Consider the following 14,489-nt stretch of genomic DNA (forward strand, 5'->3'; position numbering starts at 1 on the left):
GCGCAAGTTACATCATACATAATTCATATACCTTTCTTTCTAATCTATATCATCGCGATATTTTTCTACGTACAGCAGATAACTGTTCCTTTACGGTAGGTAGCCAGTGGTTGGCGGAGAATGTTGTGTCGTGTGCCAAGATTGTGATGGCTCGTTGTGCAACTACTTTTTTGCCGGGTGGAAGCCAATCCGTGGCTTGCCGTTCCGAGCGTAAAACACTGCGCCTAGATACTCGACTGCCGTACCACTTCTCTATACCAGAAAAAAGACCGCTTGGCGGGTTTTCAGCAGCGTGCAGCATCATGTGGTAAACCCGAGGTTGATGCAGAGTGGCAATAGCTACCATCCATAACCAAGACTGTTCGCTTTGGGCCAGGCCTTTAAACCACCTGGGAGTAGCTGCAACACACTGTACCCTTCTACCAGCTATTGCCGTGAGATAGGGCGCATTTGGAATGTGCGCTACCCGTGAGATGGCTTTGGACGTTGTAACATAGAATGCGATCTTACGGTGCGACCATTTTTCAGCCTGGGCGGCGGCAGAGCGCATGGCTATCGCCCCAGGCAGCGCATGCCGTTTCAAATAGCGACATGCGCCTGGGGAAGATATGATCACATGTCCAAAGGCGGTACCTCCACAGAGTAAGCAGCCGGCACAGGCTATTGCTGCCACAAGCACGCTTGCCTTCCTAAGTGAAAACGCGCCGAAGACATGGGGTTTCTTGTTCCTCATGACATTCACCACGTCGAGAAAGTAGACATGGAGGATCTTGCGGATACCCATTTGAGGGTTGCTTGCCTATAGGTTCGCACCAACTTTTTAATTTTGTTAATATCTCCCACGCTGGGCATAGACATAGAGAGAGCATGGCGCAGCATTTGAACAGATCGACTAGCCACACCTTTCCAGTAGATATATTCTTTCTTTTGCATTGCGTATTTGATTTTGTTAACCCGCTGCTGATGTAGGTGCTTATTTCTATAATAACTTAATCGAAGCAGAATATTCTGCCGGTCGATGGAAAGCTGCTCCCCTTGTTTCTTTGCTGCACCAAAAATATTCAGTGGCATAGTCAGGTATACCCCGCCAATAACAGCCATCTTTGTTTTGCCTGCCGATGGGTAGTAAGAGGGTCTAGCGAACAACTTAAACTTCAGATCAGCAAAGCGAAGCCACCCCAGCTTCTTTTGCGTCCGGTAGTAGTTGATTAATCCCTCCAGTCCTGGATGATGATAAAAAATTGATCTCCTCTGATGTCGGGCTATAGATCTTGGTTTTGGTAAGATCGCATGAGATGAAGGAATCTGCTTGTCACAGAGCTCTCGAATTTTTGAGAGCATCTCCCTCTTTTGCATTTTTGAAAGATATTGTCTCATTCTTACCCTCGTAATCAATGCTTGTAAGGGATCTTTGATATGCTGCGATTGTCTTTCTAATAAGGCGATTATCTTTCCCACTTCAGAGTAATCAGTTCCGTATTTCCAATACTTCGTATACAGGATCTCTAGCCTAGACCTGATCTGACGCCTTGCAGCATCGAGAAACGATATGGATTCATAATATTTCGGCTCAGCCTTATCAATAATGTGTCGCTGATATTTATTCCCGCCAAAAAGGTAGTATTTAATCCCCAATGCTGGTCGTGTAATATAATGTTTATTAATTCCATCATAAGAAAAGTGTTGATATATCCCGCCTTTAACTCTAGTTTGCAATTCGACAGATGATTCATCCTTTAGCTTTTTTAACTCCAGATGATTAAATTCAATCTTATTGCGATCAATTCTCAGTCTATAGTTCTTATTCGATAACCGCTCTAGCTGGTGCAGAGATATAGTCGGATCGGCATGAGCCAATGAGGTTGCTGTAAAAAACAGAACCGCGGCGGCAATTGTGCTTTGATAAATGTGATGAAAAATATTCATTTCTGAAGTATAGCAATATATGTGCCGAATATCTACAATAGGCTATAATATTTTGATAAAAAATGATATTTGTCAAGCATGTGACCAAACGCGTTAGCACTGATCCGGCACTGGACCTAGGAAAAGTGGATAATCCAGCTTTTCTTCGCGATGTTGTATTATAAAAGCGACATTTCTAAGATCTAATTTTGACGTAGAATTGTAAATAGTCTATAAAACAATGGGATTGGTATATTATCCAGCTGTCGTCAAATCACGACAAAATGCTGAGCTAAGCTGGCGGACTTTGCAGGGCATGGTTTACCTTGTAATGCCTGATAATCAATCAGCTGCCTGCAATATCACCGTTTGACGGACACGGCCCACGAGGTCTGCGCGGGCAGTGTTTGCCCAGAGATTTACGGATAACGTGCCAAAAACAGGAGCTTCCGGACACGCCTCGGCCGTCCCGATTCGCCCGCGTGTGCCATAGCCCAGCTCATACCATATCTCGCATTGCCCGACCAAGAACCGTCGAACCTCTCGGTGCGCGAATTGCGTCAGTTGCAGGCCAATCCGTGGCGTACTGAGGAGAACAAAAGGGGCCTGGGCCAACTCTCCTGAGTCACTCGTGCGGCGTTCACCTTGGCCAAAAACGCATGCAGACGCTACGAATCACGGAGCGCCTTATGGATCCATTTCAGATGCATCAGCGTGGGAGAGGTTGCGGTTTTCCGGTTCTCAGGCTCTCCGCCCAAGCCAATACGTCCTGATGATCTGAGACCTGCCCCGCATCCACGTCTGTCAGCGCCTCCCGCGTTAGGAGCTCTCGCTCTTCCTCTGCAAGAATCCAGGCCGCGGGCTACGACTCAATGCGCGGATCCTGCTCAGGGGCACCACGTGGCAAGCGTTTGCAATGTGACACCGGGGGCGAGGAAATGACCATGTATCCGTTCGGCCTCGCCCTGCTGATGTTTATCTGCTTGTTGGTGCTCCTAGGCGTCATTCTCGTGGATATTTTCAAGTTCTTTGCCCGCTGTCCGCGCTGTTTGGTGAATTAGAGTTTTTGAGTGTCCTCAGTCGTTACGCAACACAAAGATCCGCAGGATTTTTCGATCTTGCAGGGCGTGCACTCCAGCCATGAACAGATGCCCCGACCAGTAGGCCCAGAGGAGATTGGCGACGAGGGAGTGGATGGTCTTGGGCAGGGCGTAATATTCTGGCGCGGGCTTGACGCCGCCAGCGGAGATAATCAGGTAGAACATAAATAAGCCGCTCAGGGCCATAATGCTGATGATCAGAATCCCCCAGCCATGCACTAGGCCGGGTAGGCCACCACGCATCCCTGCCGGGGGCAATTCGGTGCGCTGGAAGAGGCCTTCCAGGTCGGTAAGAACCCGCTGCCACCAGATGCCTCGGTAGGGAAAGAGGTGACGCCGCAATTCGCCATGCCGATAGATCTCCGCCCAGAACACCAGGATCACGCCCAGGGTCAAGATGCCGGAGATCATGTGCGCCCAGTACATGGCGTGAGGGTAGAAACCAACTATTTTCCAGAGCGCATGCATCTGTAACTCACTGAAAAGCTGGAAGCTCACCAAGACCGCCAGCGCCAAATGCAGGGCGCGGATAACCTTGGGCCATGGAGGAATCGACATAAATACTACCTCGTGCGCAGAGGGGGAGAAAACCGGAGTTGGAAAGCGCTATAGAGCACGGGCGCCAGCCAGAGAGTGGTGAGGGTAGCGAGGAGCAAGCCGCCCATGACCGCCAGGGCCAGGGGTTGCAGCAGGTCCGTACCGCGCCCGACGCCGATGGCCAAAGGCAGAAAGCCCAAGACGTCCGCAACCATGGTCATGAGGATGGGCCGCAGGCGTTGACGTGCGGCAAAGGCGACGTGATCCAGACGCGGTGCCGCGCCCCCCAATTGACGTGCGCGGGCAAAGAGCAGGATCACGTTGTTGACGGCAATGGCAAAGACCAGCAGGACACCGAGGAAGGCAGTGCTGTCCAGATCGGTGCCCGACAATAGAAGCAGCAGTAAGGCCCCTGGTGCCGCACTGGCAACGGCCAGGAGGGCGGCGAGGGCGGCGCGCTGGCTGGAGAACTGCAGGCCCAGAAGTACCAGCAGGATCAGTAAGGCCGCTGCGAGGATGAGGCTCATTTGCGCAAAGCTGCGCTGTTGCTCCTGATAATAACCGACCAGATGACTGGTGACGCCCAGGGGCAGGCCGACCTGCTGGATGATGGCCTGGGCCCGCGCCGCCGCCGTTGTCAGGCCGTCGCCAGCACGAGGATGCAGTTTGATTTCCGCATCCGGCACCAGATTCTGATGGGTGACGTAGGGGATGGCACCTTCCAGATACAGCTTGGCGGCCTGGGTCAGAGGGACTTGTTGGCCGTTGGGTAGCCAGATGGACGTCTGTCCCAAGGACTGGGGTGTCGTAGATGCTTGTTGCACCGTGACCCGGATTGGCAAGATTTGCTCCCCATGCAATAGAAAGCCGGCCTGGACACCCCAGAAGCGGCTTTTCAGGTCTTCCGCAAGGGTTTGAGGCGAAAGGCCAGCAATGCTACTTATGGCATTGGGTTGGACTTCGATTTCCGGCCCCGCGGAGGGGGATTTCAAAACGATGGAGGTAAACTGCTGACTGGCGTTCAGGGCGTGGGTCAGTTTTAGGCCAATTTGATGCAAGGTACGCGGTTCGCTACCAAAGAGTTGGATGACCAGGGGGGCGTGGGAACCGGAGAGGTTACCCAGGCGATTGATCATGATCTGTTGGGTCTCCAGGGTGGTCAGGTTTGGGACGGCCCGGCGAAAGGCCACACGAAGCTCTTGCATGACCTGGGCGGTGCTGGCGCGGTGCTGGCGCTTGAGCACAATGGTGATGCCGCCCTTGTTGGGGGTGGCGTAGGCATTACCCAGACCGCGCCCGACCACGAGAGATACCCGCGCTACGTTGGGATTTTTTCGGGCAATGGCCATCAATTCGCGGCCGGTGCGCGTGGTTTCGCTCACCGTGCTCCCGGTTGGGGTGCGGAAGGGTACGACAAACAGGCCCTCGTCCCAGTGCGGGAGAAAGGCGGTAGGAAGGGTCGCCACGCCCACGCCCCCGAGGAGCAAGAGCAGCAATAGCAGGGGCAGCGCGAGCAGCGGGCGACGCATACCAAAGACCAAGGCGCGGCTATAGTGCCGGCGCAAAGCGCGCTCCCCCCAGAGCCGATGGGGTCGCCGCGCACGACCCGCCAGCCACAGGGCAAATACGGGGGTGATCGTCATGGCGATGAGCTGCGAGGTGGCAAGGGCGATGACGATGGCCAGGGCCATACTGCGGAACAAGAGACCGACAGTCCCGGAGAGAAAGATCAGGGGCAGGAAGACGACGCAGGCGGTGAGGGTGGCCAAGGTCATCAGGGGTAGCAAGGCGCGAATCCGCTGCAAGGCACGTTCCCGGCGCTGCTCCGCATCGTCCTCGTGCAAGCCATGCAGGCCCCGTTCGACAATCACGATGGCGTGATCCACCAAAGCGCCCAAGGCCGCTGTGATCCCTCCCAGGGTCATGATATCGATACCGAAGCCCAGGGCATGGAGGACGAGCAGTGTGGCCGCCAGGGCCAAGGGGACAACGGTGAGGGTGGCGAGGGCGGCATCCCAACGCCCAAGAAAGGCGAGCACCACCAAGAAGGCGAGAAAGGCGCCCAGGGCAAGGGCGCTCCACACATCGCTGAGGCTGGAGCGAATCAGCCGGCTGAGATCAAAGATCTTGACGAGATGCACGCCGGGCGGCAGTTGCTGGCGCAAATATGTCATCGCCTGGGTGACTGCCGCAGCGACCTGCACCTGATTGGCCCCTTGTTGGGCCGCCACATCGACGATCAAGGCATGCTGCCAACCGGGTACCGCCGCCTGCCGGATCAACGGTGGCGGCCCGGTCTGGATGGTAGCCACGGCACTGAGGGGCAAGGGGGCGCGCACCCCTTGGGCGTTCGCCGGACCAATGGGTAACGTCAGCTGCCCCAGGGCGGCGGGACTCTGGGGACGCGGTGTGGTGGCCAGGATGAACTGCTGGTGAAAGGCATTCAGCACGCCCGAGAAGAACGGACCCTGCTGCATCTGCAAGGCAGCAATCACCGCGGCGGCGGGGAGGTGATATTGGGCCAGTCGGCGCGGATGTAGCAGCACCTGGACCTCGGGCCAGCCACGCCCAGTGGCGTTGACGTGATAGACGCCAGGCAGGGAGAGCAGGGCGGGGCGTAAGGTAAAGGCGAAGGTCGGCATCATGGCCGAACTGTCCAGGTGCTGGGAAACCAGGGCGTACTCCAGCAGGGGATAGATGTTGGGCGTCATCAAACGGACCGTCATCTTGGCCCCGGGGGGCAGCGGGATATGGGAAAGACGAGCCTGCAGGAGGAGATAGGCCTGCTCAGGGTTGCTCTGGGGATTGAAGTAGACGTGGAGCTTGCTCAGACCATTGCCGGTCTGGGAACGCACCAGGGTGACGCCTGGTTCGCCCTTGGCCGCCTGTTCCAGGGGACGAGTGACCTCTAGGAGCATGACCCGCACGGGCAGATCCTGGGTATGGACCAGGACTGCCACCTTGGGAAAGTCCACCGGCGGAAACACACTCTCTGGCATTCCGCGCAGGGTATAAACCCCCGCGGCCAACAAGATGGCCACCAAAAGCAAAAGTGTGGCGCGGGTTTCCCAGAGAAAGCGCAGATAGCGATGGCTCATTGCTGCGGATCCAGGGGGGAGCCGTTTTTCAGATGGGTGTTACCGCGCAGGACGATCTGCTCTCCAGCAGGCAGATTCCCCGTTACCGTGACTGTGTTCGGCGTGCTTTTCAGGACAGTGACAGGAATGGCAGCAGCGCGCCCCTGGTGATCCACCCAGACCTGGCTCTGCGCGCCTACCATGACGACGGCACGGCTGGGCAGGAGATAAGCCTTCTTGCCGACTTCCGCCCGAGCAAAACGCAAGTCTACCCATTGCCCGGGAAGCAGGGGACTATTGGCGGGTAGATGCAGAATCACGGCCACCAGGCCGGACTGCCGCGCATCCTGGCCGATGGAATGAATCATCGCGGTTCCCGCCCAAGCGTCGCTGTGGACCTGAACCTGGGCGCCTGCCGAAAGGCGTTGTGCCTGCTGCGGCGGCAATAGGGCCTGTATCCAGGGATGGCCGCGTCCGGAGATGCTGGCAATGGGCGTACCCGCAGCCACTACGCTGCCCGGCTGCACCTGATAGCGCAGTAGGCCCGTGATTGGGCTGCGTAACTGCAGCTGAGCGGCCTCCGCCTGCAGGGCCTGCAGCGACGCCCGGTTGGCTGCCAGGGTAGCCTGACTGGTCTCCAGGGTTTGCTGGGAAATTACGCCGTCCCGAAAGAGTTGGCGATCGCGCCGGCGATTTTCGGCGGCGAGATGAAGCTGCGCCTGCGCCGCCTGGGTCTGGGCCGCCAGGCCCGCCGGTACGATGCGGGCCAAGGGCGTCCCAGCCTGTACCATGCCAGTTGGGGCAAATGGGCCGAGAATAGTGCCGGTCACCGGCGCCGTCAGGGTCTGTGCAGGTATGCCCTGTACTTCACCCAAGGCAGAGAGGGTAATCGCCGGCGTCGTCGGCGCAGGGAGCGTGAGCAGGGTAATGGGTACACCGGTGCTGGCAACGGCTGCTGTGCAGCAGAACAGGCAGGCTATGCCGACGCTACCCAAGAAAATGTTTTTCATGGCAGTTTCCCTACATCGAGAGCAAGTTGGGTGGCCGCCATCTGTGCCCGGATCTGGGCGCGTATCAGGGCGAGGCGAGCCTGGACCCAAGCCTGATCGGCTTGCGCAAGATTCAAGGCATTCAATGCCCCCGCACGAAAGCCGGCACGCGTCATGTGGTATACGGCGCGGGCGGCGGCCAGGCTGTGGCGATCCTGCTGCAAGCGGGTGGATTCCTGCTGGTACACGCCATAATCCGTGTTGATGCGCGTTTGGATCTGCAAGAGCAGGGCGCGGCGGGCGGAGCGCAGGGCGGCCAACTGTTCCTGCGCCGCAGCAATACGGTCGTGCCGGCGGCCAAAACCGAAGAGTGGGAGATTCAAGGTAATACCTGCCTGCCAGCCCAGGGACTGGGGCCGGGGCACTTGGGTGCTGTCGAGTCCGTAAGCGGCCTGGACGTCGATATTAGGGGCGAGGCTGGCCCGCTGCACGGCCACCTGGGCACGGGCGGCATGCAGTTGCGCCTGGGCGACCTGCAGTAGGGGTTGCCTTTGACTGGCTTCTTGCCAGAGTTGCGGGAGTGGGGCCGGAGCCGCTAGCAAGGTGCTGGTGGGAGCCAACTGGACTGGGCTCCCAGCAGGCAACTGCAATTGCAGACGCAGATTGCGTCGCACACTGCCCAGAGCTTCTTGCGCCTGGGCCCTGGCACTGCGTGCTTGCAGCAGCAAGAGCTGGGTTTGCACCAGATTCAGGCGCGCCGTGGCACCGCTGCGGAACTGGTCGCGGGTGTCGTGGTAGAGCAGACGGTCTTGGGCGAGCACGCGTTGCCAGAGCGCGCTGGTATTCTGTGCCAACAAGACCGCATACCAGGCGTTGCTCAAGGTGGTGGCTACTTGTAGACGCACGGATTGGGTCTGGCTTTTGGCAACGGCGCTCTGGTCTTTGGCCAGCTTGGCCAGGGCCGACAGTTGTGGGGCATAGAGCGGGGCGGTCAGCACCGCTTGACCGATCACTTCTCGCTGCCCATTGGCGGCGGCAAAGATGGGTTGGCCATTGCGACTCTCGGTCCAGATACTGCCCGCGCGCAAGGATAATTGCGGGAGTCGATCCGCCTGGCTGGCCTGTGCCGTGTCGGCGGCGCTCCGTGCCAGCGCCTGTGCGGACTGCAAGCTGGCCTGCACCTGTATCCCCCGCTGCACAGCCTGCGCTAAGGACCAGTCTTCTGCCGCAGCAACGCGACAGAAGAGCAATGCGCTCATCCCCAGGGAGACGAGCCACCAGGCTGGTTTTTTGCGGGAGGTGGGTTGTTTTCTACTTTGGATTATCAAGCCGGTAAAACCGTAAATTGGCCCATCATGCCGTTGTCTTCATGTTCTAGCATGTGACAGTGATACATATAGGGGAAATCGTCGGGGGCGGTATAGCCATAGTGGGCAATAAAGCGCACCGTTTCATTGCGACGGATGAGCAAGGTGTCCTTCCAGCCCCGCTCTACGGCGGGCGGCTGGGCGCCATTGCGGGACAGGATCTGAAAGGAGGTCCCGTGGACGTGGAAGGTGTGCGCCATCTCCGCGGCATTGTGGATTTCCCAAATTTCCGTGGCGCCCAGCTGCAAGCGCTGGTTGATGACGCTCATGTCCATGTATTGATCATTGATCGAGAAGAGTTTCATTCTCCCCACGCCCATGGACATCTGCCCCGGCCCATTGTGTGCTGCCTCCGCCGACTGGTGGCGGATTGCCCTCATGTCGCTCATATTCATGCCACGCAGGACAAAGCGTCGTGGACCAGCGTTGGGATGAAGTGTGGGGATGCTTTGTAGACGATCGGGCAGGCGCCCAGCTGGCCCCTGCGCTGACCCCACGCGAATTTGCAAGAGATTGAAATTGCTGCGATCGAAATGGTCGCTGTCCATGGGTCGTAGACTGAGCTCCGGGATGACACTGGCGGAATCGCTGCGCAGATATAGGGTCTTGCCCGCGAGTCCGCGCAGATCCACCAGGATTTCTACTCGCTCGGCAGGGGCCAGGAGCTGCCGTTGGACCTGCACGGGCGATTCCAGATACCCGGCGTCACTGGCCACCACATAGAACGGGCGATCTTTAGACAGGGCAAAGTTGTAGACGCGCGCATTGGAAGCGTTCAATAGGCGCAGCCGTACCCACTGGGCTGGCGCCTCCCATACCGGGGACTCCCGACCATTGATCAGAAAGCGATTGCCCTTCATCCCCATCACATCCATGGGGGCTGGCATATAGTTCAGAATGCCCTGAGGGTCCAGAAGCCGGTCTTGGACGATGACGGGAATATCGTCCACGCCCCAATGTCGAGGCAATCCCAGGGCAGCGTCGGTCCCGTCCTGCACCAGATAGAGCCCGGCCAGTCCGGCGTATACATGGGGTCCCGTGCGCCCATCGGGATGGGGATGATACCACAGGGTGGCCTCGGGCTGATCGATGGTATACCCATAGGTCCAGGTCTTGCCGGACTCGATCAGACTTTGGGGGCCGCCATCCATGGTTCCGGGCACGTGGGCACCGTGCCAATGGGTCGTTGTCGTCTGAGACAAAGCGTTGTGCACGAAGATGCGCAAGGCTTTGCCGCGGGGGATTTGCAGGGCGGGCCCCAAAAGATTGCCGTTGTAGCCCCAGGTAGGGGTGCGTAGACCGGTGCTCAGAACGCTTTGTCCTGGGGCCATGCGCAGATGAAATTCGCGTACACCATCACGTCCGAGTTGCCCGGAATATAGGGGTGGGATGGGTAATGGGCTGGCGAAGGGGGGTGTCACCAGGGTCCCGCTCGACGCGCCCATCTTCATTCCCGTGCCCATACCCATCATCCCACCCATGCCGGCGTAGGCGGGTAGGGCAGCGACTGCCCCGAGGGCACCCATGCCGAGGGCCAGAAACTCCCGACGAGAGAGGGGGTGGATAGGTTCCTTTGAGCGGTCTTTTTCGGTGCTGTCGTCCATCTTGTGTTTTCTCCTTAAAAACGGGGGGCTGGGCCCCCCAAGCGCCTCAGAAATGGGCGGAAATGCTACCGTACACCGTGAGCGGCGCGCCTGGCAAAGCCAGCACCTGTCCGGCAGAATCTCCACCCAACAGACCTCCACCCGTGATGTACTGGAACTCGTTGTAGTGGTTGTTGGTCAGGTTCAGGATGTTCAAGCTCAAGTCTACCCGCTTGAGCATCGGGACCATACCGTGCATGGGCAGTTTGGCATCCACACCCAGATTCAAGGTGCCGTAAGCAGGCATCATTTGGGCACTCGGCGCGCCCGTATTGTTATTGAACATGCCCTGGGCACCCACGTACTGATACCAGAGTCGCGGCTGCAGGAGATTGCCAGCCAGAAGCGCGCGATAGGTCAGACCAATGTTGAAGGTCTTGTTGGGCACGTTGGAAACGGGTAGACCATCGTAGCTCACCCCACTGGTCACATAGTGGGCAAAGACCGCCTTCTCGAAATTCGCGTTCAAGAAGACATCCAGGTTATAGAGGAGGTTGTCTTCCAACGCCAGATTCACGCCCTGATAGATGGAATCACCATTGGCATCGCCAATATAGTTGCCATTACTATCATACAAAGGAATGTACTGATTGGTGTAGTGCAGGTGATAAAAACTGGCGGTAAACAGGAAGTGGTGCAAAAACGCCGCCTGCTGAAAATGAATCTTCACGCCGGCATTATAGTCTGCACTATGTTCCAGGTTATAGATGGGGGCCTTTTTCTGATACAGACCGCCACCACCGCCCACTTGCGGTTCCTTGTATGCCTGGGAGTAACTGGCAAAGAGGGCTAACCAGGGCATCGGCTGCCAGTTGAAGTCCACCGACGGCTCCACTTGGGTGAAGCTGGTATGGGCCGCCGGCAGTACGCCCTGATTGTTGAGCGGGTACAGTTGATAGGCCTCGGCAAAATCCGCCTGGGCCGCTGGGGTGTATTGAGTTTGGTAGTTGATGACGCGCACACCCGGGGTGATATGCAGATTGCTCATGGGACTGATGCGGTCCTGAATGAAGGCGGCCAGGTCAGTCTGATCAAAGTAATCGCTGCGATAATGGGCATTAGGCACAAGACGCGAGCCATAATACGGCGCATTGGTGTTGTAGAAGGCGTTGCGCGTATTGTAGCGACTGTTTAGAAAGAAACCCCCAAAGCTCACGAGGTTATAGGGTAGCTTTGCCGTAAAGAACAGCTTATCGCCATATACCGCATCATGGGGATTGTTGTACTCGTACAGGTTGCTGGGATTCGACAGGCCATAATTGTTGTAATGGAAATGCAGTCGATGACCATAGCGGTACCAGATCAGGTTGTGCACGGCCCAGGTCTTGTCGAGATCCACATTCAATTTGCTGTAGAGCAACCAAGTGCTATTACTGTCCTGCTTGAACCACACGCTCTCTGGCAGGGAAGAGTAGTAGCCGCTGCTGGTCTGGCTGTAGAGGGGCGAGTTGGCGGTGCCGTCCAGGGTTACGCCGGAAATAGGATTCACGGGGATCGGAACCGGGCGATAGCCAGAGCCTTTGGCCAGATAGGCGCCCAAGGAGAAATCACCGTTGCTGAAGGTCTTGCGGGTTTTTAGGAACCACGCATAACTGTAGCTGGGGTTATTGAAACCATCGGGGCTTTGTCGATAGCTGTTGGATGAACCGGCGCCGCCCGCTAGGATAGTGGACCAGCCGTCGATATTGCCGGTGCGGATGTTGAAGACAATATTTTTGGCGTTATAACTACCGTAAGTGAGTTTAACGTCGCCCCCCGGCTTGGCGGTGGGCTGCAGGGGAACAAAATTGATTTGACCCCCGATATTGTTATACCAGCGCTGCTCCGGGTTGCCCGGACCATAGGTGATGCCAATGCCTTGCAGGATGCCTGTTTGTGGCACCTGGGGCGATTCCCACAAGCCCGTGGACGGGTCGACCATGGGCACACCGTCAAAGGTCACCGAAAGACTGCCGTTATCGATCTGGCCGCCGGAGAAACCGCCCCAGCCCTGCTTGACCCCGTTGATGCTGATGGAGGTTTTGGTGGCACCAGAGGAACCATAGCCAGATACACCAACGCCGGGCGCATAGCTCAGGGCCTGGGCACTACCGCCCATGGGGCCAGCGGCCGCCATCTGCGCCTTGTCCAAGACCTTGATGGACTGACCGGACTGAAAGTTATGTTTCTGGGTCAATGACTTGGCCTCTTTGCTGCCGAGGTAGCTGCTGGCTTCCACCGCGGCGCTGACTTCGCCGATGGATACAGCGGACTGAGTAGGTGCCGTCACGCCATCGGCGGCATAGGCCGAGCCGGACAGCAGGACGCCGGCGGCCAACAAGGAACACTGTAGGCGCGACAGGCGCAAGTATTGCGGTAGCGCAAAAACAGAATTGCTCATCACATTCATCCTCTCGTAGGCGGTTGTAAAAAATAGGCCAATTTGGTGTGTTTAAGACCAAAAATGGCAACCCACGATAGCAAGTGAACGTGACACTATTATGGCAGTTTAATTACACTTTTGTGACATTACCCAATTGGGCATAACGCGTATCCATCTGCCCATAGTCAAGGATAAGGCCCGAGACTTTGCACAGAATTAGGAACGCGTTTCCCATTGCGGACCGAGTGGATAGGGTGCCCCGGAGATGCGCGATCGCTTCGTCCTCCGGGGCAGGAATTTACTGGGACGTCTTGGCTATACCGCCCAGCACAGGTTGGTAGACGTATACGGCATGTGCTTCGCCGGTATAGACAAAAATCCGGTGATTCAGCAGATCCACGGCCCCGGTATGGGTCTTGCCGTAGCCCGTGGAGACAAAGGTCACCGGCTTCAGGGTTTGGGCATTGTAGACATTGAAGCCCTTGGCATCGCTTTCAAAGGCGTACACCAGGTGATAGGTTGGATCGTAGGCCACCTGATCAATTCCCGCACGCGCCGGCAGGTGTGCCAACACCTTAAGGGACTTGGCATTAAAAACGAAGATTTGCCCACGATCGGTCCCAACCCACAGGGTATTGGTCTGGGGGTCGAATATCTGACCCTTGGTATTCACATGATGACCGTTTGGCGACGCCGGAAAATAGGGCGCTATATTAGTTTTGGCTTCGATATGATCATTGCGCAAGTTGATCTTCTCTTCCCAGGAGTCGTCTGGCATGTACAACACCTGTTGCGACGGAACGAGGACACCCAGATCCGGTCCGTCTCCGACCTTGGGGAACAAAGGAATGGTGCCCAAGAACTTGGGCTGTGCAGAAAGCGTGTATTTATCGACCCGATTGTTGTCGTCCATAGCTATGTACAGCCGATGTCGTGCCGGGTCGGTCCAGATGCCATCGGGACTGGTAACGACAGTCGAGAACTGATGGCGTACCTGCCAGCCCTGCTTGGCAATGACTACAATCCGGCCGACGCTTTTGCCGTTGACCTTGGGATTTGAGGTCCAATACACGTAATGTGCGTCAAAAGCCTGCCCGTCGGGATGACTGATACCCTGGCGAATGACCTTGACGATCTGGTCCGTGTCGGCGTTGATCACCACCGCTCCAGCATCCGCCTTGCCCATGGATACGTAGATCCGATGGTTGCCTGGATCATAGCTGACCGCATCCCCGCCCTGGTCGGTGGTGGGCAGGGGGATGACCTTGGTGAGCTGGAAGGAGACACCAGACGCAAGGGCCGTGATTGGCAGAAGAGATGCGACGGCGAGGATACTGAGTATTCTCTTTTGCACCATATGAAAATCTCCAAGTTTTTGCAGATAGGAATGTTACGCTTGCACTCAAATAACATGCACGACAAGCTCCCGCGTACGCGAGAGCGTTTCCAACGACAATAGTCTGAAGATTGGTGTATTCTCCAGTTCCATGCGCGCCACCATCCTCTCAG

At 57.0% G+C, this 14,489-nt stretch carries 9 protein-coding genes; 1 reads left to right on the forward strand and 8 read right to left on the reverse strand.

Annotated features, from left to right (window positions below):
* Positions 1 to 738: 738 nt before the first annotated feature.
* Positions 739 to 1,926, reverse strand: a complete 1,188-nt coding sequence (locus tag M5D89_RS07980) for a hypothetical protein (RefSeq protein ID WP_248885294.1) — start codon at positions 1,924 to 1,926, stop codon at positions 739 to 741.
* 917 nt (positions 1,927 to 2,843) lie between these two features.
* Between M5D89_RS07980 and M5D89_RS14230 the strand changes: the two genes are divergently transcribed.
* Positions 2,844 to 2,966, forward strand: coding sequence for a hypothetical protein (locus tag M5D89_RS14230; protein WP_283102973.1), 123 nt, complete (start codon positions 2,844 to 2,846; stop codon positions 2,964 to 2,966).
* Positions 2,967 to 2,981: 15 nt separating this feature from the next.
* Here the strand turns inward: M5D89_RS14230 and M5D89_RS07985 are convergent, their stop codons facing one another.
* From M5D89_RS07985 to M5D89_RS08015, 7 genes are all read right to left on the reverse strand, one after another.
* On the reverse strand, positions 2,982 to 3,563 hold the full coding sequence (locus M5D89_RS07985) for a cytochrome b/b6 domain-containing protein (RefSeq protein ID WP_248885295.1): 582 nt from the start codon (positions 3,561 to 3,563) through the stop codon (positions 2,982 to 2,984).
* Positions 3,564 to 3,568: 5 nt separating this feature from the next.
* The gene (locus M5D89_RS07990; RefSeq protein WP_248885296.1) at positions 3,569 to 6,640 is read right to left on the reverse strand and encodes an efflux RND transporter permease subunit; all 3,072 of its coding nucleotides are present in this window, start codon (positions 6,638 to 6,640) and stop codon (positions 3,569 to 3,571) included.
* Positions 6,637 to 7,629 (reverse strand): efflux RND transporter periplasmic adaptor subunit, encoded by a 993-nt coding sequence (locus M5D89_RS07995; protein ID WP_248885297.1) that lies wholly within the window; start codon positions 7,627 to 7,629, stop codon positions 6,637 to 6,639. Before M5D89_RS07995 ends, M5D89_RS07990 begins: the two co-directional genes overlap by 4 nt.
* Positions 7,626 to 8,858 (reverse strand): TolC family protein, encoded by a 1,233-nt coding sequence (locus M5D89_RS08000; protein ID WP_248885298.1) that lies wholly within the window; start codon positions 8,856 to 8,858, stop codon positions 7,626 to 7,628. Before M5D89_RS08000 ends, M5D89_RS07995 begins: the two co-directional genes overlap by 4 nt.
* A 74-nt stretch (positions 8,859 to 8,932) precedes the next feature.
* Positions 8,933 to 10,579: a multicopper oxidase family protein gene (locus M5D89_RS08005; RefSeq protein WP_248885299.1), complete on the reverse strand. Its 1,647-nt coding sequence runs from the start codon at positions 10,577 to 10,579 to the stop codon at positions 8,933 to 8,935.
* A gap of 46 nt (positions 10,580 to 10,625) precedes the next feature.
* Positions 10,626 to 12,998: a TonB-dependent receptor gene (locus tag M5D89_RS08010; protein ID WP_248885300.1), complete on the reverse strand. Its 2,373-nt coding sequence runs from the start codon at positions 12,996 to 12,998 to the stop codon at positions 10,626 to 10,628.
* 280 nt (positions 12,999 to 13,278) lie between these two features.
* A complete protein-coding gene (locus M5D89_RS08015) occupies positions 13,279 to 14,337 on the reverse strand; it encodes a YncE family protein (protein WP_248885301.1) in 1,059 nt (352 codons plus the stop codon).
* Positions 14,338 to 14,489: the final 152 nt, after the last annotated feature.

This window comes from Acidithiobacillus acidisediminis, assembly GCF_023277115.1.
In the GTDB taxonomy this organism is placed as follows: Bacteria; Pseudomonadota; Gammaproteobacteria; order Acidithiobacillales; family Acidithiobacillaceae; genus Igneacidithiobacillus; species Igneacidithiobacillus acidisediminis.